Source organism: Bifidobacterium crudilactis (assembly GCF_000738005.1).
GTDB classification, from domain to species: Bacteria; Actinomycetota; Actinomycetes; order Actinomycetales; family Bifidobacteriaceae; genus Bombiscardovia; species Bombiscardovia crudilactis.
This window is the reverse complement of the sequence record NZ_JHAL01000002.1, coordinates 1,697,878-1,716,957: the sequence shown is the minus strand read 5'-3', so window position 1 is coordinate 1,716,957 and position 19,080 is coordinate 1,697,878. Positions and strand designations below refer to the sequence as shown.

General features: G+C 61.8%; 20 protein-coding genes and 1 pseudogene. 11 read left to right on the top strand and 10 right to left on the bottom strand.

All coding sequences use genetic code 11. The annotated features are described in order from the left end of the window. The 5 genes and pseudogenes from DB51_RS10480 to arsB all read right to left on the bottom strand — a co-directional run. A pseudogene (locus tag DB51_RS10480) lies at positions 1-764 on the bottom strand (transposase); the annotation flags it as partial. 28 nt (positions 765-792) lie between these two features. After that, a complete protein-coding gene (locus DB51_RS09270; RefSeq protein WP_034253394.1) occupies positions 793-2,187 on the bottom strand; it encodes an FAD-dependent oxidoreductase in 1,395 nt (464 codons plus the stop codon). A 25-nt stretch (positions 2,188-2,212) separates the two neighbouring features. Beyond that, complete coding sequence (arsA, locus tag DB51_RS09265; RefSeq protein ID WP_034253392.1) at positions 2,213-3,997, bottom strand: arsenical pump-driving ATPase; 1,785 nt, start codon at positions 3,995-3,997, stop codon at positions 2,213-2,215. Between the two features lie 29 nt (positions 3,998-4,026). After that, positions 4,027-4,440 (bottom strand): arsenite efflux transporter metallochaperone ArsD, encoded by a 414-nt coding sequence (gene arsD, locus DB51_RS09260; protein WP_051867539.1) that lies wholly within the window; start codon positions 4,438-4,440, stop codon positions 4,027-4,029. A 50-nt stretch (positions 4,441-4,490) separates the two neighbouring features. Then, positions 4,491-5,615 carry an ACR3 family arsenite efflux transporter gene (gene arsB / locus DB51_RS09255; protein WP_051867439.1) on the bottom strand — a complete coding sequence of 375 codons (1,125 nt, stop codon included), beginning with the start codon at positions 5,613-5,615 and terminating at the stop codon, positions 4,491-4,493. A gap of 68 nt (positions 5,616-5,683) precedes the next feature. Here arsB and DB51_RS09250 point away from each other — a divergent pair, with 68 nt between their 5' ends. The 3 genes from DB51_RS09250 (at position 5,684) to DB51_RS09890 (ending at position 7,123) form a co-directional block, all read left to right on the top strand. Further along, positions 5,684-6,073 (top strand): ArsR/SmtB family transcription factor, encoded by a 390-nt coding sequence (locus DB51_RS09250; protein ID WP_051867438.1) that lies wholly within the window; start codon positions 5,684-5,686, stop codon positions 6,071-6,073. A gap of 329 nt (positions 6,074-6,402) precedes the next feature. Continuing rightward, positions 6,403-6,696 (top strand): hypothetical protein, encoded by a 294-nt coding sequence (locus DB51_RS09895; protein WP_051867437.1) that lies wholly within the window; start codon positions 6,403-6,405, stop codon positions 6,694-6,696. Positions 6,697-6,802: 106 nt separating this feature from the next. After that, positions 6,803-7,123: a DDE-type integrase/transposase/recombinase gene (locus DB51_RS09890; protein ID WP_084674677.1), complete on the top strand. Its 321-nt coding sequence runs from the start codon at positions 6,803-6,805 to the stop codon at positions 7,121-7,123. Between the two features lie 36 nt (positions 7,124-7,159). Here DB51_RS09890 and DB51_RS09240 read toward each other — a convergent pair whose 3' ends face one another. Continuing rightward, the gene (locus DB51_RS09240; RefSeq protein ID WP_034253388.1) at positions 7,160-7,591 is read right to left on the bottom strand and encodes a hypothetical protein; all 432 of its coding nucleotides are present in this window, start codon (positions 7,589-7,591) and stop codon (positions 7,160-7,162) included. Positions 7,592-8,608: 1,017 nt separating this feature from the next. Here DB51_RS09240 and DB51_RS10310 point away from each other — a divergent pair. The 5 genes from DB51_RS10310 (at position 8,609) to DB51_RS10305 (ending at position 11,717) form a co-directional block, all read left to right on the top strand. Further along, on the top strand, positions 8,609-8,908 hold the full coding sequence (locus DB51_RS10310) for a hypothetical protein (RefSeq protein ID WP_162174606.1): 300 nt from the start codon (positions 8,609-8,611) through the stop codon (positions 8,906-8,908). A gap of 228 nt (positions 8,909-9,136) precedes the next feature. Beyond that, the gene (locus DB51_RS09230) at positions 9,137-9,451 is read left to right on the top strand and encodes an LPD28 domain-containing protein (RefSeq protein WP_051867434.1); all 315 of its coding nucleotides are present in this window, start codon (positions 9,137-9,139) and stop codon (positions 9,449-9,451) included. A gap of 324 nt (positions 9,452-9,775) precedes the next feature. Continuing rightward, entirely contained in the window at positions 9,776-10,159 is a 384-nt protein-coding gene (locus tag DB51_RS09225; RefSeq protein ID WP_156958306.1) for a hypothetical protein, read from the top strand. Positions 10,160-10,172: 13 nt separating this feature from the next. After that, positions 10,173-10,886: a hypothetical protein gene (locus DB51_RS09220; RefSeq protein ID WP_034253383.1), complete on the top strand. Its 714-nt coding sequence runs from the start codon at positions 10,173-10,175 to the stop codon at positions 10,884-10,886. A gap of 423 nt (positions 10,887-11,309) precedes the next feature. After that, complete coding sequence (locus DB51_RS10305; RefSeq protein WP_238548346.1) at positions 11,310-11,717, top strand: hypothetical protein; 408 nt, start codon at positions 11,310-11,312, stop codon at positions 11,715-11,717. A gap of 105 nt (positions 11,718-11,822) precedes the next feature. Here DB51_RS10305 and DB51_RS09210 read toward each other — a convergent pair whose 3' ends face one another. Continuing rightward, the gene (locus tag DB51_RS09210) at positions 11,823-12,131 is read right to left on the bottom strand and encodes a hypothetical protein (protein WP_034253377.1); all 309 of its coding nucleotides are present in this window, start codon (positions 12,129-12,131) and stop codon (positions 11,823-11,825) included. Between the two features lie 273 nt (positions 12,132-12,404). Here DB51_RS09210 and mobC point away from each other — a divergent pair, with 273 nt between their 5' ends. The 3 genes from mobC to DB51_RS09195 are packed head-to-tail and all read left to right on the top strand — an operon-like array spanning position 12,405 to position 15,444. Continuing rightward, entirely contained in the window at positions 12,405-12,857 is a 453-nt protein-coding gene (gene mobC, locus DB51_RS09205) for a plasmid mobilization relaxosome protein MobC (RefSeq protein WP_162174643.1), read from the top strand. 26 nt (positions 12,858-12,883) lie between these two features. Next, positions 12,884-14,563, top strand: coding sequence for a relaxase/mobilization nuclease domain-containing protein (locus DB51_RS09200; RefSeq protein WP_162174642.1), 1,680 nt, complete (start codon positions 12,884-12,886; stop codon positions 14,561-14,563). 26 nt (positions 14,564-14,589) lie between these two features. Then, positions 14,590-15,444 (top strand): hypothetical protein, encoded by an 855-nt coding sequence (locus tag DB51_RS09195; RefSeq protein WP_034253373.1) that lies wholly within the window; start codon positions 14,590-14,592, stop codon positions 15,442-15,444. On the opposite strand, the gene DB51_RS09880 is transcribed toward DB51_RS09195, so the two are convergent. The 3 genes from DB51_RS09880 to DB51_RS09180 are packed head-to-tail and all read right to left on the bottom strand — an operon-like array spanning position 15,398 to position 19,077. Further along, positions 15,398-15,904, bottom strand: coding sequence for a DUF4913 domain-containing protein (locus DB51_RS09880; RefSeq protein ID WP_051867432.1), 507 nt, complete (start codon positions 15,902-15,904; stop codon positions 15,398-15,400). The genes DB51_RS09195 and DB51_RS09880 overlap by 47 nt on opposite strands. Continuing rightward, positions 15,891-17,606 (bottom strand): type IV secretory system conjugative DNA transfer family protein, encoded by a 1,716-nt coding sequence (locus DB51_RS09185; RefSeq protein ID WP_034253371.1) that lies wholly within the window; start codon positions 17,604-17,606, stop codon positions 15,891-15,893. The genes DB51_RS09880 and DB51_RS09185 overlap by 14 nt, the downstream gene beginning before the upstream one ends. Further along, the gene (locus tag DB51_RS09180) at positions 17,593-19,077 is read right to left on the bottom strand and encodes an ATPase (RefSeq protein ID WP_202962003.1); all 1,485 of its coding nucleotides are present in this window, start codon (positions 19,075-19,077) and stop codon (positions 17,593-17,595) included. The genes DB51_RS09185 and DB51_RS09180 overlap by 14 nt, the downstream gene beginning before the upstream one ends. Positions 19,078-19,080: the final 3 nt, after the last annotated feature.

The window sequence follows — 19,080 nt, the reverse complement described above, 5'->3', positions numbered from 1 at the left end:
ACATACGCGAACGAGCCGGACGCGAGTCGTGACGATGGTGATGTCGGCCACGTGCAAGCGTCCAGGAGCCTCGGTGGTGAACTGCCTGTTCACCAGGTCCGGCCTGCCGCCCGTGCCTCTGGCGGGTCGCGTGGTGATCGGGTTCCGTCCCCGACGCACCCCCTGGATCGTGAGGGAGCGCATGACGTGCAGCACCTGGTCACGCCCGATCCCACGCCATCCCCGGCGGATCAGCCGACGATGGACTTTCCGATACCCGTACACCGCCATGAACCGGTGCGCGTGGATCACCATGATGTCACGGGCCGGCGTCTCGTGACGAGCACGCATCCTGCTGGCGGCACGGGCTTTGACCTGCCGGTATGCTCTGGCGGTGAGAAACCCGCCAGCCAGCGCAGCCCGCGGGACCGTGCGGATCGGCCCGACCCCGAACCGGTGGCGATGAGTGTCGATGTACTCGACCATCAACGTCGTGTCGGGTCGAGCCGTGAGGCGAAAAAAGCCGACGCGCTCGACAGGATCTCGTTCGCCCGACGCAGCTGCGCATTCTCCCGACGCAGCCGCCTGAGCTCGCCGGACTCCTCGGGACCCGCCGTGCCTGCCGTATCAGCCTTGGCCTGCCAGCGGCGCAATGATTCCGCCGCCACACCCAGATCCTTCGCCACGCCCTGCAACGCCTTCGTCTCCGACGCGTAATTCTCCCGGGACTCGGCCAACAGCCTGACGGCCCGGTCCCTGAACTCCTTGGCATATCTCGTACTCATAATTCCATCATTCCTTATCTGGGGGAAATCAGGAACAAAACCCAGTCCATATCAAATGCTGCTGCCACTGTTGCGCGGTTGCTTGTATTGCATCCCATGGTGCGGCGAGTGGTGGGGTGTAGGCGAGGTCGAGATCGCTGAGCTGCGGGATGGTGAGGCCGGTGAAGATGGCGGTGGTGAGTATGTCGGATCGTTTGGCGATTTCCGTGCCGTAGGTGCCGACAATCTGAGCTCCGAGCAGTTGGCCGGTGGTGGGGTTCCCGGTGAGCCGGATGGTGATCGGATGGGATCCTGGGTAATAGGCCTTGTGGTCGTCGGTGGTGTAGGTTATCGAACGGGCAGGGATGTCGGCGTTATGGGCTTCGGTCTCGCGCAGACCGGTCCGGGCGGCAACGAGGCTGAAGACTTTGACGGCCTGTGTGCCAAGAACGCCTGCGAAGGTGGCGTTGCCGCCGACAGCGTTCTCGCCGGCGATGCGGCCTTGCTTGTGTGCGGTGGTGCCCAGGGGAAGCCAGGTGTCGCCAAGCAGGCGGTGCTTGGTGGTGACACCGTCGCCGGCCGCATAGATGTCGGGCAGGCTGGTGCGCATCTGGTCGTCGACTTCGATCGCTGCGCCTGGCCCTGTCGTGGCTCCGGCCATCGTGAGCAGGCTCGTGTTGGGGCGTATTCCGGTGACGGCGATGACGAGATCGGTGCTGATTTTCTGGGTGCCGGTGGGGTCGTCACTGATGACGACCGGGCCGCGTTCGCCGCGTTGGATGCTGCGTACACTGGTATTGAGGTGTAGGTGGACACCGTGGTGGACGAGCTCGCTGTGGACGAGGGATGCGAGGTCAGTGTCGAGGGTGGAGAGGACTTCGGGGCCGTGTTGCAGCATGGTTACGTCCAGGCCACGCCGGGTGAGGGCTTCTGCCATTTCGAGGCCGATGTAGCCGGCGCCGATGATGACGGCGCGGCGGGGATGCCGGGTGACGAGGGTGCGCTGGACTGCGTGCATCTGGTCGATGGTGTGAAGCTGATGCACGCAGTCTGCCGGGCCGAGAGCATCGGGACCGGTCAAGCCCGTGATGCCGGTGGCGGTGGGTCTTGCTCCGGTAGCTACGACGAGCCGGTCGTAGCTGATCGTTTCCTGATTTCCGTCGGGCTTGGTCACCGTGACCGTGTGCGCATCGGCGTTGATGCTGGTGGCAAGGGTGCCCAGTCGCAGGGAGAGTCCGGCTGCTTCGAGGTCGGTCTGGGTGCGGTGGGCGAGGTCGTGCCAGTCGGGCACGTCGCCGGAGAGGTGGTAGGGGATGCCGCAGATGGAGTAGTTCGGATACTGGTCTGCGACCACGAGGGTGACGTCGGTCTGAGGTTCGAGTTGTCGGGCGCGCAGGCCGGCCATGATGCCGGCGTCCGAGCCGCCGATGATGAGTAGTCGCATGGCGTGGTGTCCTTTGATGTCGTGGTTAGCGGGTGGAGGCGGAGCGCGCCAAGGGGGCGCTCTGGCTGAGACTGTGCAGACTGTCCTGCCCGATAGGGGGTGTGGGCAGCAGGGGAACGACGGCCATGCGTTCGGTGAGGTGCTGGACGTGTTTGATCTGGGGGATTTCCCCGTCTGCGACGGTGTGAAGGAATTCGGAGGTGGGGTGAGCGGCGGCAACGGAGCGGTTGACGATCCATGCCCAGGGGGTGATGGATGCTCGTTGGAGGTCGCGTTGCAGTTGCTCGGCTTCGAGGATTGGTGTCGTCTCGGGCAGGGTGACGATGATCATCTTCGTGTAATTGGGGTCCTGGAGCCGTGTCAACGGGGTGGCAACGAGATTGTCCCCCATCTGGCGGAGCATCTCGCGATGGTCAGAGCCGGTGGCGTCGAGCAGCAGGAGCGTGTGTCCGCTGGGTGCGGTGTCGATGACGACGATGCGATCATGTGCTTCGCGGATGGCTTCGGAGAACTTGCGGAAGACGGCGACCTCCTGGGTGCAGGGGGATTGCAGGTCTTCCATGAGTTGGGCGCGGCCCGTCGCGTCAAGGCGGGTTCCTTTGGTGGCCAGGACTTCGTCTTGATACTCGCGCAGAGCCTGATCGGGATCGATCTTCGCGATGGTGAGGTTCGCGACGGTGCCATTGAGCGTCTCGGTGAGGTTTCCCGCGGGATCGGTCGTGGTGAGCAGAACTTCGCGGCCGCGCTCGGCAAGGGCCACGGCGATCGCCGTGGCGACGGTCGTTTTGCCGACTCCGCCCTTGCCCAGCGTCATGAATAGGCCGTGGGTCTGCGCCGCCAGCTGGTCCACGAGGTCCGTCAGGGGCGGATAGTCCCTGGGGGGTTCGTGGGTGGGGTCGGCGGAATGTACGGGATGCGTGGGAGTGGTCGCGAAGAATTCGCGGAGCTGGTCGACTCCTACGATGTTGCGCGCGTGCAGCGTGGTCGTGGTGCGGGGCAGGTGGGCGAGGCGGCTGGGGAGTGTGGCGAGTTCCTTGTGCTCTTGGTCGCGGATCGCGGCGGCCAAGGGATCGTCGTCGAGATCGGGCATGAGGGCATTGATGAGTAGATGCTGGTTGCTCATACCGAGAGCGGTGAGTTCCCGGCTGGTGCGCTCAGCTTCGTGGATGGCCGAGTGTTGGGCGCGGGCGACGAGCACGAGCACGGTGCGGGTTGGGTCGGAGAGCGCATTGACCGTGGCGCGGTAGACGGTGCGGCGTGATTCGAGGCCAGCCATGGGGCCCAGGCAGGAGGTGTCGCCCTTGCCTTCGTCGATGAACTGGCTCCAGTCGCCGGGTAGCTCCAGGAGTCGGATGGTGTGGCCTGTGGGGGCCGTGTCGAAAAGCACGTGGTCGTAGCCGCTGGTGCGGTCGGGATCGGCGATGAGGTCGGCGAATTCGTTGAAGGATGCGATCTCGGTTGTGCAGGACCCGGACAATTGTTCGGTCATCGTTTGAATCTCACGCTCTGGGAGCAGGCCGCGTACCGGGCTGATGATCGATTCGCGGTATGTGGCGGCGGCGGTCTCCGGGTCGATCTCCAGGGCGTCGACACCGGGGGTGGTGTTCAGGGGCGTGATTCGGCTGCCGATTGGCTGGCCGAAGACCTGTCCGATGTTCGAGGCGGGGTCCGTGCTCACGAGCAGCACCGTTTCGCCTCGATCGGCCAGGGTCAGTGCTGTCGCGCAGGCCGCAGACGTCTTGCCGACGCCGCCCTTGCCGGTGAAGAACGCGAACTTGGGCAGCTGATCAAGAAATGCGGGATGAGTCATGGTCGGGTGTCTCCTTGTCGCGGCGCGGTTCAGCAGCAACCGGTGGCCCCTCCGCAGCATCCGGACTGTCCGGGAGTGACGTCAATGACGGGGAAGGTCGAGTTCTTGGTGATCCCGGCCATACGGAGCAACTGGTCGCGGGTCGGGTATGTTCCGGTGAGGACTGTCTGCCCGTCGACTTGGACGATGGGCAGGGCCTCGGAGCCGGTCGTGTCGAGGGCATTGCGGACCTGGAGGTTCGCGACGAAGTTTTCCGGATCCCTGGCGAGGTTGTGACGCGTGATCGAGATACCGGTGTCCGTGATGGCCGCGCAGTCGGCGGTGAAGGTAATGAGTGTGGCATCTGGTTCACTGCCACAGACCCCGGTGTTGCAACACATCGCCGATTCGTAGATGTCGATGCGAGGGGTCCGAGCCGTCTGAGGTGAAGTTGTATCCTGCATGAGTTTGTGATCATTTTCTTGTTCTCTGGTGTATCGATTGCTTGTCATGCTCATTTGACCTTGAACAGTTCCGAGTCTTCGTTGCTTTTCACGTGTGTTGGGAACAGGTGTGGTCGCAGCCATAGGGCGACGTAGACGAGGCCGAGCAGGGCGGGGACTTCGATGAGGGGTCCGACGGTGCCGGCCAGGGCCTGGCCCGAGACGACGCCGAAGGTGCCCACGCACACGGCGATGGCGAGTTCGAAGTTGTTGCCGGCTCCGGTGAACGCGAGGGTGGTGGTTTTCTCGTAGCCAAGGCGCAGGGCGTGACCAAGGATGAAACCGAGAGTGAACATGGTCGCGAAATAGATGACGAGCGGCGCCGCGATGCGGGCGACGTCCCACGGTTCACGCGAGATGCGTCCGCCTTGCATGGCGAAGAGCACGACCACGGTGAACAGCAGTCCCCAGGTGGCCAGTGGACTGATCCGCGGAAGGAACCGGCGCTCATACCATGCACGACCCTTAGCATGCTCCCCAAGCACTCGACTGGCCCAGCCGGCCAGCAGTGGCACGCCGAGGAACACGAGCACGGATTCGACGATCGCCCAGAATGAGAAACCGGCCGATGTTGTGGGCAGGCCGAGCCAGCCGGGCAGTATCTGGAGATAGAACCAGCCGAGACCGGCGAACGCGAGAATCTGGAAGATCGCGTTGAGGGCGACGAGAACGGCAGCGGCCTCACGATCCCCGCAGGCCAGGTCGTTCCAGATGAGTACCATCGCGATGCAGCGAGCCAGTCCAACGATGATGATGCCGGTACGGTATTCGGGCAGGTCGGGCATCAGCAGCCAGGCCAGTGTGAACATGAGGGCCGGGCCAACCACCCAATTGAGGGCAAGGGATGCGATGAGCAGCCTACGGTCGTGGCTCACCCGGCCCAGCCGGTTGTAGCGGACCTTTGCCAACGGCGGGTACATCATCAGCAGGAGGCCCACGGCGATCGGCAGGCTCGTGGAACCGAGTTTCACCGAGTCGATGAGCCCTGCCAGCCCCGGCCACACCCGGCCCAGGCTCACGCCCACGGCCATCGCCGTCAGAATCCAGACCGGCAGCAGCCGATCGGCTGCCCCGAGTCGTGCAGGGTTTCGTGGACGCGCGTCCACTGCGGGCGTACCCAATCCGGTCTCATGCATCGCACCCTCCTAACATAGACAATCATCTATATGACTAATCCTGACTCAACGTATGGACGTTTGTCGATATGAGTGGGAGACTGGAAGACATGACCGCCACGCAACAGAACCCTACGAACTGTCAGCAGGATGCCTGCTGCACGCCGACACCGACAGTGCTGCCTTGCCCTGCCAGGAGCCGCGACCTCGCGCGCATAATGAAAGCGCTCTCAGACCCTACTCGCTTGCAGCTCTTGCAGCTCGTTGCCGCTCATCCAGGGGGAAGGGCCTGCATCTGCGACCTCACTACACCGCTCGGCGTGACCCAGCCCACCGTTTCCCACCACATGAAGCTCCTGGCTGAATCCGGCTTCGTGACCCGAGAGCGGCAAGGAAAATGGACCTACTACACCATGAGGCCCGAGGCGCTCGATGACCTCGGGCAGCGCCTCGCCAACCTGAACCACCCATGCAGCTGAGACTTTCCAGACTGCCTATCCGCGCACTGTCCCAGCGAAGGCAGGAAACGATGGACAGATGCAACTAGCTAGTTATTTGGTCTTGGCTATTGTCAGCTCATTCCATTGTGGGTGTCCAATAGCCGAGCCGCTCTTGTTCATATTTGCTGTAGTGTTGGGTGTCTTTGGGTCTGGTTGGATATGTTGGTCCGGCCGGGAAGGAGCCAATGATGGCGATGACGTATTGTGACGAGTTCAGAGCCGATGTGGTGGCGTTGGTCAGGACGGCATGACGTGGGCGACAGGGCAGGCAGGATCTGGGTGTCTCGAAGTCCTCGCTGGGCAAGTGAGTGCAGGATGTCGAGCTTGTCGAGCGTGGCCTGTCGGGCATTCCGGAGGAGGGTCGGGCGTTGAAACGTATCCGTGAGTTGGAGATGGAGAACGAGATCCTCCCGCAAGGCAGCGGCGTATCTGTCGAAGGCGAATCTCGACCGCCCAAGATGATCCACCCGCTCGTCAGACGGCTGGCGGAGCGTCCCGAAGCTGGTCGCCCTGCCATGCCGGTCGTGCTGGCCGGGCGGGTGCCGGGTTTCTCGAAGCAGGCGTATTCCACATGGCGGGCCAGTCCCGTGTCCATGTCATAGCGTGAGGAGGAGAAGCTGCTCGCGCCGGTTCGTGCGATTCACGAGGACGATCCGTGAGTATTGGGTATCGGTTGATCGGTGACGGACTGTATGCCCGGGGCGTCGCGTGTGGCGCATCTGTTCGAAGCATCGGATCTGCTCCACGATCCCGCGCCGCTACCGCACGAGCAAGCCCGCCGGCCGGCCCGCGTCGGATGACCTCGTGCGCCGCCACTTCCATGCCAATGCTGCCAACGTCGTGTGGCTGACCGATATCACCGAGCACTGGACGGGCCGGGGCAAGCTGTATCTGTGCGCGGTCAAGAACGTGTGGAGCAACCGGATTGTAGGATGGTCCGTGAACTCCAGGATGCGTGCTTCCCTGACCGTCGATGCGCTCGAGGATGTCTGGCGGCGGAGTGGCAGGCCCTGTGACGTGATCTCGTGAGTATCGGTTCACGACCATTCGTTGGATTGAGAGCATCTACAGCCGTAGCCGACGACAACGCTCCTCAGGCAGGCTCACCCCGTGGAATACGAAACCATCTTCGCCAACGGCAACCAGCCAGCGGCATGACAACAACACAAGGAAAACTGTCAACCTATACTGCAACAAACCCACTACTATCGGGTAAGTATCGTTGCTGTTGGGCTGAATGACCTGTGCCAAGCTGTTGCATTGTAGCTCGTAATGTGTGCTCACATCTCTGGCGGCTGCGTCCTTGGCCCAGGGAGCAGAAACATACGCGAGCAACTGCGTTTCTGCTTCATCTTTGTACTGAGTGAAACTATCGTCGGTGTCCTCTGTCTCGTCATTGAAGGAGGCCATGCGGTCAAGATCCGACGATGGATAATTCACGGTGTGTTCGTGCGATGCCTGACCGTTGTTCAGATAAAAAACCTGCTGCACTCCCATCGATACGTCCGTGCCTTAGCGCAAGACGGTTTGAGCCTCCGGATATGTGTCATTCGTGAAATCATTCTCTGAGGCCTTATGGCAAGACCGACAGCAGAACTGTCATCGGTGAATGTGACTGGTTGAGAAGAATTCTGTGGAATACTCAGTTGCATCTGCCTGGATTTTGCCTGATAGCTTCCATTCAAGTAGTGCAACGATTTAGTGCTTTCGCGTGTGCTGGGCGATAGATTCTCTACAAGGTCTGAATCGTACTGAGTTTGTGGAGATGGCTCTGCTGCATTTGCAGTGATTGCCGATAACATGAGGGACACGGTGAGCGTAGTGACTCGCAGTAACCATTTTTGTGGGTTTTATCATTATTTCTCTCTCAAATAATTTAGGTACCCCTGTCTTGAGCGCACTCTTGGTGTTTTCGGAAATCGTATGCGGTTTAAAAAAGAGAAACCAATGATGCTTGCTCAAGACATTTCCAGCATATTCTCAAAATGTAGATGTGGTCAAATTTCTATGCGATTGTATGATTCGGATATCTAAAAAAGTAGTGCATACTCATGCGTCCAGAATTACGGACCACCCCGAGAGCGGGGGTGGATTGATGCCCGTCGATCCAGGGTCCTTGGCCCTGCCTCTCTTAAATGGTTAGAGGTGGGGTTTTCCTGCCACCTTCCACTCTGGCACAACCCGCTGCGGGTCAAACCGGATGCGTCCCGGCCCACGCCTCGCTTTCGCACCGGGGATCCAACAGCGTATCCCCGCCACTTCGCTCCCCGTGTTCCGATCCACACACGGCTTGACTCTCCGCTTCCTGTTGTGCCGCCATTCCAGGCGTCAGGAAAACAGTTGGGCAGTGAAAGGAACAGATAACGATGACGAACACGTTCTACGACGACTTCAAATCAATGACCGCCGAGAAGATGGCAGGGTCGATGGAGGACATGACCTACGTCTACAAGCAGACCAGAGTCCCCAAGGCACACTACGAGGAAAATGCTCTCTACCGGCGTGGAGCAGGTGATGGAGGCCAGCGTCGAAATCAATCTCATACAGCCCTACATCAGCATCATCAAGCAGATGATGAACGACAACCCCAAGAGCTTCTACAAGGCGCTGCTGTGCATCGACGCGAAAGTGACCATAACCAATATCCGTACCAGCGAATGGGAGGCACTGGAAGACATGTGGCAGGCGCACCAGTCGAAGGACGACCCCAACCACGGCGGTCACCTGCCCAAGCAGACCATCGACACGTTCAAGGACATAGCCAAGCACGGCCTCGACCGGCTCGGCAACGAGCTTGACGATGAACAGGAATAGCCAATCGTCACGTCAATCAATTGGAACAAACCAAGGAGGAATCATCATGGCAAGCACCTATTACCACGCTCAAGGTGTGGCAGACCAGTCGAGGAAAACGAAGCATGTGACGAACATTTCACATGCGAATGTCGCCGCTTAGAATCACCACAAGCCAGCAGCTCAGCACACACTGTGGGCGTAAGTCTTGGTAAGCCTGACGCAAACGAAACGGAGGGACTGTATTCGATGCGCCTTGATATCGAGGCGCGGAAAGCGCCGGTCGCCGCATTCTACAGTGACGTGAGGCTGAACCCCGAACAGGTTCCACACGGCTACTACAGGTATTCGATTCGTGAGACGGACGGGGGCAGCGGGGAGCCGGCCACCATCGAACGGCATGTGCTGGTGAACCATCTGATGGACATTCTCACCACGGAGAATCTGGACAGCCTCATCGAAAAAAACGACGGCTATCTGAACATCAGCGACTACGACTACGACGATTCACATTGCGTATCATTCCCCAAATCGATTCTTTCGCCACGATACTTCCACGACTGAGCGTCACACCCGCCGCACAACAACGGCGGGCACACCCCCACCGTCGCCATCGCGCGATGCAGGGGGAATGGAGCAGCCCACGGCTGCACTGACCATCGAAAGGAGCATCCGCCAAACGCGGACGCAGACACATGAAGGCGGCCGAACAACGTGGCCGCGTCCTCGATGCCTCAGAGAAGAGGCGAGGCATCGAGCAGGAGACGGAGCAGCCTTACGGCTGCGCTTTTCTGTTTTCTTTTTGACCGGTCGGCCATCGCCTTGGATCATATCGAAGTCGCGGAACCCGTCAACGCGACGCACGCGAGCAAGCTCGGAGCGTCGCTTATGACGGAACCCGCTTTGTTCGATAACGCTTCGCTTGACCAACCGGCCAAAAAGAAAAACAGGGGGGTAGAACTCATGAGCCGCACACTAAGAATCAGCATCGAGCAGCCATCAGAGAGCAACCATACATGGAACAAATGTGACACCTATGTGCATAGCGAGGGCATCGGCAACGATGACGCAGACCAAATTATCTCATCGATGGACACGATTGCGCCCGACGTGTGGCATCTGGAAAACGATTGCGGCGACGAGTGGGAAATCAGCACGGAACAATACGAACGACTGCAATCAGAGCATGAGAAATGCAGTCCATCACGGTTCACCCTTCCCGACTTGCCACAGACTTTCACCACCGATTACGTCACCGTTAGCATCAACTAAGGAGCAGCACATCATGACTACCATCATCAAAGCGAACAGTTTGGAACAGGCGAAGAGCAGACTCGAACGTGTCAGAAGCGAACGGGAATCGACCGAACAGGCGGCACGCGACGAGGCGCATGCGATACCGTTCGGACAGCCGAACATCGAGGGACGCGGCAACATCTACAAGCATGTGCAGCAGCAGTGGGACAGGACGCGCCGCCTCGCTGACGAGGAAGAGCGTGCAGCCGACCGCGTGGACATGCTCGAAATGGTCGAGAAGTTCAAGGAAGATAACGACCAGTTGCAGGATGTTCGCGTGGTGGGACGCACAGGCTGGGCAAGCGTGGGAGCCGCCACGAGCGTCAACAACCTTGACTATTTCAAAGGCAGGCTAGCTCAGATGATAGCCGACAACGAGGCAGTGAAAGCATGGAACAAGAACCACAGGGATGCGAAGCGTTGCACGTTCGGCAGCAAGATAACCGCCCTGAGAAAAAAGGTCGCCTATCTCGAAGCAGTGAAAAGCAAGGCCGACAGCACGCCCGTCAGCGAGCACAGCCAGCAGCTCATCGACAGTGGCAAGGTAAGCCAGTGGAAGAAGAAACCAATCTACTATTTCGTGGACGGGCTGCGCAAAGTCGCGTTGACCCTTGATGATAACGGTGACTTCCAGGAATCGAAACGCTACCCAGCATACGAGGACAGCGACCGCGAGACCGTGCAAAAACTCCTGGCACACTGAACCAGCCGGGCACTCCACAGTCAGCGTGGAGTGCCCAAGGCTCGCGTCCCGTGCGTTTCTCGCGCGCCACAGACAACGTGGCGCACTCCAAGCCGCTCTCGCCTACCGGCGGCAAGTGGAGCGGGTTCCACCCGCGCATTGGTGAGAGGAACGACCGTCAAAGGGGCGGTCGCATTAGTGTCTTCATGATCGTGGCTGCGCTTCGCTGCGCGTCTTTTTCGTCCCTTCTTGACTCATTCCACTGTAGCGCCGGTGCTGCCTCATGCAACCCGGATGCGTCGGCAAAGCCGGCCGCCGCGCACGGGCCTTCGGGCCTTCTCGCCACTCCGGTCACACGCCGCAGGCGTGTTCTCTCGTGCCGCTGCGGCTTGCATTCGTGCGCTCCACCGCATCCGTGGAAATCGTTCAAGAAGTTCCAAAAAAATGATTGGAACCACACAAAGAAAGAAGAAAACAATGCAATATCTCAACGACAGCCAAGGACACGCACTGACCGGCACCAACGGGTTCGACGAACCGATAACCTACACAGTCTGCCGGTTCCAAGCAGACAGTTCACTGGCACTGATGACAGTGTACAGAGACGAGATGGGCAACATGGGAGCCGACCCGGTAAGCGTCAACCTCATGGCATACGGCTACATTCCCATGCGCGGGCACACGTACATCAACGAAGAATACCTTCAACTCGTGCAACCCCTCATCGACGCCGAACAGGCAAGAATATGCGGCCACATTCATTACGGCCCCTACAATGCATCCGCAATGGACATGGAAATACTCATCGACAACATCGAGGAAATCGCAGACCAAAACAGTCAAGAAGAATAGAAGCACAAGCCAATACCAGCATGAAAACAGTGCAGGTCTTCACCCGTACTGAATAAGTAATGCCCCGCAAATGCGGGGCATTACTATTTGCCAATGAAGAACAAATCACGCATCATTATGCTCAAAAACAGGAGCATCCTCGTGCGAAGTCTGTGGACGCGTCGTATCGTCATCCCTGGCCTTTGGTATGGACTTGATGAAGCGTTGCACGTTTTTCGGCACGTCTGCCGACTCGAATATCTGTGATTCGCTGAGGTTGGGGTTTGATTTGAGTTGTTCCAGGAGTTGGTGTGCCTCTTCTGCGCGTTGCTTGATCTCACCAGTGATTTTGCTGAACCGGTCGAGACTTTTCTTCGTCGCATTCAGTTCGTTGTAAAGTTCCTTGATGGTTTCTTCCGCTGTTTTCGATGTCATCTCGGGCTCTCTTCTTATGGTGGGGATACTGCTTTCGGTGGTGTCGTCCTACCGACCCCACACGCGGATTTCAGTGGTGCTTTGAGTGTCAGTATAGCCGATAATGACCATAATGGGCACATTTATGATATTATTGGGCAGTAGCAAGCTAAGGTGAATGTGTACACATTCACGCTTGATCGCACTGTGGTGCGTGGCGATGGGATCCTGTCGGATCATCCACGGGCTTTGCCTGTGGTCGCTGCGCTGGCTCTTAAGGGGATGGTGATTGGCATGAGTGATGAACCGGAGGACGATCTTGCCGAGGCCATCACCGGCGCTGGTGGCGACGGGGCCAAAGAACGTGGACTGGACTTTCATATCCGGCTCAACGAGGTCGAGAAGGTCCGTCTCGTCGAGCATGCTGCGGCTTGGGCTTTGAGGTCCGGTCTCTCGGGTGGTCCGCAGCGGTTGAATCTTTCCATGTATGCGCGTGAAACGTTGTTGGCTCCCCATGTCGAGGAACAGGCTGTGACCAAGGGCGAGCTGGTCGACTTTCGGGACAAGGTGACAAGGCTTGCGACCCAGATCGCGAAGGTGGGCACGAACATCAACCAGGTCGCCCGGGTGGCGAACAGCCGGGGCGTCGTGCTGGACAGGCAGGTGCTGCGCCTGGTCGAGGAGATGCGCCCCTTACTGCGTGACTCCCAGAGGCTGGTCGACTTGATGATCGGGAAGTGCCTATGATCCCGAACATCACGCGCGGCAGTCGCATGCAGGGATTGATCCGGTATCTGGCCGGCAGTGGCCGGCATAACGAGCATGTGGATCAGCATGTCGTCGCCGGCGACGATTGGAGCGAGCTGTCCTTCACCGGTGTCGAACTGGACGCGTCCACAGTGAGCGAGCTTGGCTCGTATTTGGATAATGCGTCACGCCGGTTCGGTGAGCGGATGCGTGGCGGGAACGTGTGGCATTGCTCCCTGGCTATCAGCCGGGAGGATGGTGTGCTGTCCGATACGGAATGGCAGGCCATCGCCCACGAGTTCGTGGAGCGTATGGGATTCGGTGACGCGGACGGCACGAAGGGTGTGTGCCGTTGGGCCGCGATCCGTCACGGACGTTCGGGTGAGCATGGGGAGGGCAACGACCACATCCACATCGCGTTGAACCAGATTCGTTCCGACGGCACGAAGGCATGGGTGTGGCACGACTACCAGAAGGCGCAGGACGTGTGCCGTCAGCTCGAACGCGAACACGGCCTGGAGGAACTCGGTATCGACAAGACGAAGAGCGCCACCAGGGGATGGCAGCCGGGGGAGCGTGAGGCGCAGGCGCGCCGTCGAGCCCGTGCGAAGCTGCACGCCGAATCCCCGGAGACATCCTGGGGTGCGCTGCCCGTGCAGGAGCGCCAACGGTTGACGGCGATGCAGCTGACTGCCGACCAGCCGCGCCATGATCTGGCCAATCGGATCCGTGCCGCCGCCCAGACCTCACGTGACGAGGCGGGTTTTGTGCGTCGCCTGCGCGGTCAGGGCATCCTGGTCAGGCCACGGTTCGCGCAGGGCGGGAACGATGTGGTCACCGGCTATTCGGTCGCCTTGAAACCTCTGTACGGTGAGCGTCCAGTCTGGTATGGGGGAGGCACGCTCGCCCGCGATCTGAGGCTGCCCCGGCTGCGCGAGACGTGGACCGCCGATTCCTTCACCGCAGCCAGTGAGGCCGGTGACGAGTGGATGGCCGCGTTCAAGGGCAGGCGTGTGGCTCACCCACAACCTGGAGAGGTGCCACTCACCCCGCAGCGTGTGGCCGATGACATCGCGCGAATGAACCGCGCCCTGACGAGCATCGACCCCAACGACCGTGATACCTGGTCGCAGGTCGCCAGGAGCACGGCTGGGGCGTTCGCGTCCTGGTCCAGGGCGGTCGAGGCGACGCCCGGACCCATCGCGGAGGCGGCGCGGCAGATATCCAGGAGCGCGCAGACCTACCGGCCGGAGCAAACGCCCGCCAGGGTGCCGAGGACCGTCATGATGCACGCCGCACTGGCGTTGTCCACGCTGCAATCGAACGGCAACCCTGTCATGGCGCAGGCCATCATGTACCGGCAGTTGTTCTCCACGGTCCTGGCGATCCAACAGGCCATGCAAGCCAGGGGCGACGCCTATCATGCGCGCATCACCAAGGACGCCCTGCTCGGCGAATTGAGTGTCATAGCGAGCGGCTTGCCCATCCCCGACCAGACATCCCAGCCCCAGGCGCAGCAGCAGGTCGAACCCCATGCGTCCGCCGCCCGCACCGGCAAGGGCACGTTCAGCGAGGCGCAGTTGCAGGACCTCGTGCGCATCACGCACCCGGAAACCTCGGTGGCGGCCGGCGCGCTTACCGGCATCAGGACCAACCCACGTCCGCAACAGTCAGGAACCGACCGGGAACAGTCACACGGACGCTGAGACACAGCATAGGAAAGGACACGATCATGGACATGATGGAGAACGGCACCTCGGATGCGGAGATCGTCCAGGGGTCCACGGCACCGGTTCGCAGTACGGCGACGCTGGCTGGCATCGCACTGGAGGCCATGAGTGCCATGCGGAGTCAACATGACGAGCAGGCCGCAGACAGTGACGGCAGGGACAGCCGGGAGATCACCCAGAGGATCGAGGCGCTGCGCGCTTCAAGCCTAAGCGAGGTCGAGGCCGCGACGCCCGAAGGCTGGATCGACCAGGCATCACCGGAACGGATCGCGGACCTGGTGCAGATCACTGACACCTGGAAGGGCCGGGACGAACGGATGGAGGCGGCACGCCAGAGGATCGAGCAGGATGTGCTCGAACGCTACGGGGTGAGGATCGCGGATCATCCCGACAGGGCGTCGATCATCGACGCGATCAGCAAAAGCGACTCACTCAACGTGACGGCGGCCCTCCGTGACGGTCAGGCGGAGCAGCGGCGTGACGAGGCCGGGCAGAGCATGGCGCGCGTGGACGAGCTGGAATCGACGCTTGACACCGAACAATCCGACAAGCCTGGCGACGCGGTGCTGCGCGAACGTGACGAGAACGAGCGCGGGCAGGCCCAGGACGATGCAGGCATGGTCTTCGACAGTGCCGACCGGATCCAGGGTGAGGCCGACCGGATGCGCGCCGAGGGTGTTGGCGAGGATGAGATACAGGGGCGGATGCTGGTCGAGGTGTCGCACGGCCAGTCCGCCAGCCAGGCGCCGGTGGCCGGCAGGAACGCCGCCGCGAGGAAGGGAGGCAAGACGGCGTCCAAAGCCCGGGGTGTCAGGAAAGGGCGCGGGAACGTGCGTCAACAGGGTCTGTCCCGGTGAGTTTGGTTGGTGGCATCCTCCCGTCGGCGCGTTCGTCCCTGAACATGCCTTCGGGTGCTGGCGCGCAGGCCAGGGGTTCCTTCCCGTTGCTGCGGTCGCGGTCCTCGTCCCAGGTCGCTTTGAAGGGGCCGTCCTCGCTGAGGAGGATGCTCATGGTCGGGTCGCAGAAGTCCCGCCACCAGAAGGCCATGCCGATGGGGTCCTGCCGGTAGTATTCCCAGGTGCGCCAGAGTTCCGTGAGCCGTGATTCGGCTTCCTGGCTGTTCCACCAGGTGGCGTTCCAGTACGCGGATTTGCCGTTCACGTTGCGCCGGTACATGAACCGGAGCCATTGGGAGACGAATTCGTACACGTTGGCGTACACGAGCCGCGCCTCTGGCGCTTCGGGCGTCTCCTCCTGGGGTTCTGGCCCTTCGAACGCCGCGTCGAGCAGGTTGGCCGTCTCCTCACCCAAGCCCATGCTGCCGCTCCTTCTCCTGCTGTTCGATGACTTCCTTGGCGTCGGGCCTGTCCATCCAGGGTATGGTCCTCATGAGGACGGGGCGGTTGCCCGACGACATGAGCAGTGCGCGGCCCCTGGGCAGGGCGGCGAGGTCGTCGATGTCGAGGATGTGGTCGCGGGTGATGCTCATGGTCGAGCTGCCCTCGCCACGGCTGTAGCCGACCTGGCGGGACACGTACTCGTATTCGCCGAGCAGGCCGCTCATGGATCTGAGGAACGGTTCCTCCTTGACGCCGCCGATGTAGACGGCCATGTTGGCCGCGCTGTACATCTTCTCCATGCCCTTGTCCCCCCATGCCTGCTCGCCCTGGGACCAGGATTGCAGGAAGGTGAGGATGATGATGCCACGGCTGCCGTAGTGCGAGTACAGGTCGGGCAGTTCGCGCCACCGGCAGATGTTGGCCGCCTCGTCGAGCACCATGACCAGGGGGACGTGCAGCCGGCCGCCCTCGCGCCGTGCGCGTTCCTCGCCGGCCTCGGCGACGGCGGCCGTGATCGCGAGGGTGAGCGCACCGGCCGTTCCCACGCCCTCGCGGCTCATGAGGCACAGGGTGTCGTTCGATCCGACGAAGTCCTGCACGTCCAGGCAGGGCAGTCCTTCGCCGGTGTCGGTCACCAAGGCGGTGATCGTGGGGCTGGTGAGCACGCGGCAGAGGTTCTGTGCGGAGCCGTAGACGCCTTGTTTCTGCTTGTCGGGGTATTCGATGACGGCTTCCAGGCTGTCGGCGAGCAGCGGATAGCCGCCCTGGCGCAGGATGTCGACGGGACTGGTGTCGTTGGTGTTGGTCAGCCAATGCCATACCTGGGTGATCGGCTGGTCGGAGAGCGCGCAGGCGAGCAGCAGGTAGGAGAGCAGGCTTTCGGCCGCCGTGTCGAAGAACGCGTCCCTCTTCGCATTGGGGTCGGTGGTGGCGGCCGCGAAGTATCCGGCCATCTGCAAGGCCTTCGTGTCGTCGGTGACGTAGCTGAGGGGATTCCACCACCAGGTGCGCGCCTCGTCGCTGATATGCTGCGGGTCGAACGCCCATACCGTGCCCTTCACGGATCGTGGCGCGCGGATCGCCTGGATCACGTCGGGTTTGTTCGACGTGGCGACCACCGCGCCGGGGGCGTCGAGTATGGAGGGGATGACCAGGCAGGTGGTCTTGCCGGTCCTGGGGCCGGCGACCGTGAGCAGCGTGTCCTCCCAGGTCATGTACAGGGTCTTGCCGGAGGGGATGTGCCGGCCGAGCGTCAGGCCCACCGTATCGCCGGTCACGCCGAGGCGCTTGGCGACCCGGGCGACCTGTTTCCCGGTGAGGCTGGCGATGTCCCTGCCACGGCCGAGATACCTGGCCTTGTCGTCGATGCGGGTACGGCCGCCTGTGTGTGCTGCCCGGATCATCAGGAACAGGGCGATCAGGGCGGTGTACACCGCGATCTGCACGGCGACCATGATCCATCCGGCGACGCCCGGCCAGGCGATGGTCCCGTGGAACAGGCCCGACAGGAGCGTGCCCATGCCCACGTGCGGCATGTGGCGGTCTTGTATCAGCATGCCCAGATGCCATGCCACCCAGATGGTCCAGGCGGCGGCCGCCGCGACGCCGATGCCGCCCACTATGAGGATTGTGGTGTCGCTGCACGCCTGTGGCTGCGATCTGCGGTTATTCGATGCCATGTTCCGCCTCCCGGCCGTTCGTTCGCCGTGGCGCGTGCCACAGCAGGTTGGTGTCGTTCGGGTCGAGTTCCTGGCCGGTGAGCTTCAGGTGGAAGGGGATGCCGGGACGGCCGCCGACCTTGACGAGGAACTTGCCACGCCCGGGAGGATCGGACTCGACGCCTGAGCGTTCGTCCCAGGCGCCCGGGTCGCTCCATGATTTCAGAAGGTCCATCTCCACGCGGGACACGCTGATCGCCTGGTTCAGCAAGGGCAGCTCACCTTCGGGAAGGCCGCCGCACAGCACCATGCCGGAGCGTTCCACGAAGCCCTTGGCCTTCATCCGGTCCTGTGGCTCGGCCAGGGATTCGAGGTCGCTCATGGTGTGGGTGATCAGTGCCTGGCCGACGCCGAAGGTGCGGTTGAGCCTGGTTACCTGGTCCACGCGGTCCACCATGCCCGACCCGGAGCGCAGCGCGCTCCACAGCTCGTCGAGCACCAGGAAATAGTGGCGCAGCGGGGCCACGCCTTGCCTGGCGAGGTAGTGGTTCGCGTCCACGGCCGCGAACCCGGCGTCCCAGCAGGCCATGAGCGCGGCCGCGCGCAGGCTCTGGTCCACCTCGTTGATGGCGTGGATGTCGAACACCACGGGTCGTGTCGGGTCGATCTGCACGCTGGTGTGGTTGGAGAACATGTCGCCCATGTCGCCGCTGCCGGACAGGTCGATGAGCGAGGATTCCAGGTTCTCGGTGATGTTCCGGTATCTGGCGTCGTCGCCACGGTCCAACGCCACGGCGCGCACCTCCTGGGGGGCTTCGCGGATGATGCCGAGCAGGTCGCTCATGAGCGGCGAGCGGGTGGCGAACCGGTCGTCCAGCACGCGCAGCGCACGGTCCATGATGGTGCCCTCGCGCTGGGTGGGGCTGGTGCCGCGGCTGATGGTGATCAGGGCGCGCAGCATGTTGCGCCGTCGCGTGTGGATCGCGTTGTGCAGCTCCTCGCGCAGCGTGCCGGTCAGACTGTCCAGCGCGTGCAGCGCCCCGCCGGGGTCGAGCACGTTGATGGAGCCGATGCCGGGTCCCAGGGTGATGACCTGGCCGCCGAGCGCCTTGATGATGGGCACGTGCTCGCTCTTGACGTCGCCCAGGAACATGGTGATGACGCCCTGGTGGGCGTAGCCCACGGCCCAGCGGCGGATCACGGTCGATTTGCCCAGTCCCGGCTTGCCCAGGACGAACGCCGAGGGGTTGGAGATCAGATGGGCGCGCATGAACCAGTTGATCGGATCGCAGCACAGCGTCGAGCCGGTGAACAGCTGCTGTCCCATCGGCACGCCGATCATGGGCGTGCCCGCCCCGACGGAGAAGGGCCACAGGCCGCATGACTGCGCGGTGCTGGCCCTCCACTCGTTGGGGGCCTGCACCACCGTGCTCCATCCGCCTGCCGGCCCCTTGAATCCCTTGAACCGTGCGGGTGCGTGCATGTCTGCCATGAT

What these genes read in the sequence shown, in the direction of transcription:
- arsB (WP_051867439.1), bottom strand. Translation starts at nt 5,615, where the DNA reads ATGCATGAGACCGGATTGGGTACGCCCGCAGTGGACGCGCGTCCACGA.
- DB51_RS09230 (WP_051867434.1), top strand. Translation starts at nt 9,137, where the DNA reads ATGCGCCTTGATATCGAGGCGCGGAAAGCGCCGGTCGCCGCATTCTAC.
- DB51_RS09225 (WP_156958306.1), top strand. Translation starts at nt 9,776, where the DNA reads ATGACGGAACCCGCTTTGTTCGATAACGCTTCGCTTGACCAACCGGCC.
- DB51_RS09195 (WP_034253373.1), top strand. Translation starts at nt 14,590, where the DNA reads ATGGACATGATGGAGAACGGCACCTCGGATGCGGAGATCGTCCAGGGG.
- arsD (WP_051867539.1), bottom strand. Translation starts at nt 4,440, where the DNA reads ATGCAGGATACAACTTCACCTCAGACGGCTCGGACCCCTCGCATCGAC.
- DB51_RS09180 (WP_202962003.1), bottom strand. Translation starts at nt 19,077, where the DNA reads ATGGCAGACATGCACGCACCCGCACGGTTCAAGGGATTCAAGGGGCCG.
- DB51_RS09185 (WP_034253371.1), bottom strand. Translation starts at nt 17,606, where the DNA reads ATGGCATCGAATAACCGCAGATCGCAGCCACAGGCGTGCAGCGACACC.
- DB51_RS09240 (WP_034253388.1), bottom strand. Translation starts at nt 7,591, where the DNA reads ATGGGAGTGCAGCAGGTTTTTTATCTGAACAACGGTCAGGCATCGCAC.
- DB51_RS10310 (WP_162174606.1), top strand. Translation starts at nt 8,609, where the DNA reads ATGGAGGCCAGCGTCGAAATCAATCTCATACAGCCCTACATCAGCATC.
- mobC (WP_162174643.1), top strand. Translation starts at nt 12,405, where the DNA reads ATGAGTGATGAACCGGAGGACGATCTTGCCGAGGCCATCACCGGCGCT.
- DB51_RS09250 (WP_051867438.1), top strand. Translation starts at nt 5,684, where the DNA reads ATGAGTGGGAGACTGGAAGACATGACCGCCACGCAACAGAACCCTACG.
- DB51_RS09210 (WP_034253377.1), bottom strand. Translation starts at nt 12,131, where the DNA reads ATGACATCGAAAACAGCGGAAGAAACCATCAAGGAACTTTACAACGAA.
- DB51_RS09880 (WP_051867432.1), bottom strand. Translation starts at nt 15,904, where the DNA reads ATGGGCTTGGGTGAGGAGACGGCCAACCTGCTCGACGCGGCGTTCGAA.
- DB51_RS09220 (WP_034253383.1), top strand. Translation starts at nt 10,173, where the DNA reads ATGACTACCATCATCAAAGCGAACAGTTTGGAACAGGCGAAGAGCAGA.
- DB51_RS09270 (WP_034253394.1), bottom strand. Translation starts at nt 2,187, where the DNA reads ATGCGACTACTCATCATCGGCGGCTCGGACGCCGGCATCATGGCCGGC.
- DB51_RS09200 (WP_162174642.1), top strand. Translation starts at nt 12,884, where the DNA reads ATGCAGGGATTGATCCGGTATCTGGCCGGCAGTGGCCGGCATAACGAG.
- DB51_RS10305 (WP_238548346.1), top strand. Translation starts at nt 11,310, where the DNA reads ATGATTGGAACCACACAAAGAAAGAAGAAAACAATGCAATATCTCAAC.
- arsA (WP_034253392.1), bottom strand. Translation starts at nt 3,997, where the DNA reads ATGACTCATCCCGCATTTCTTGATCAGCTGCCCAAGTTCGCGTTCTTC.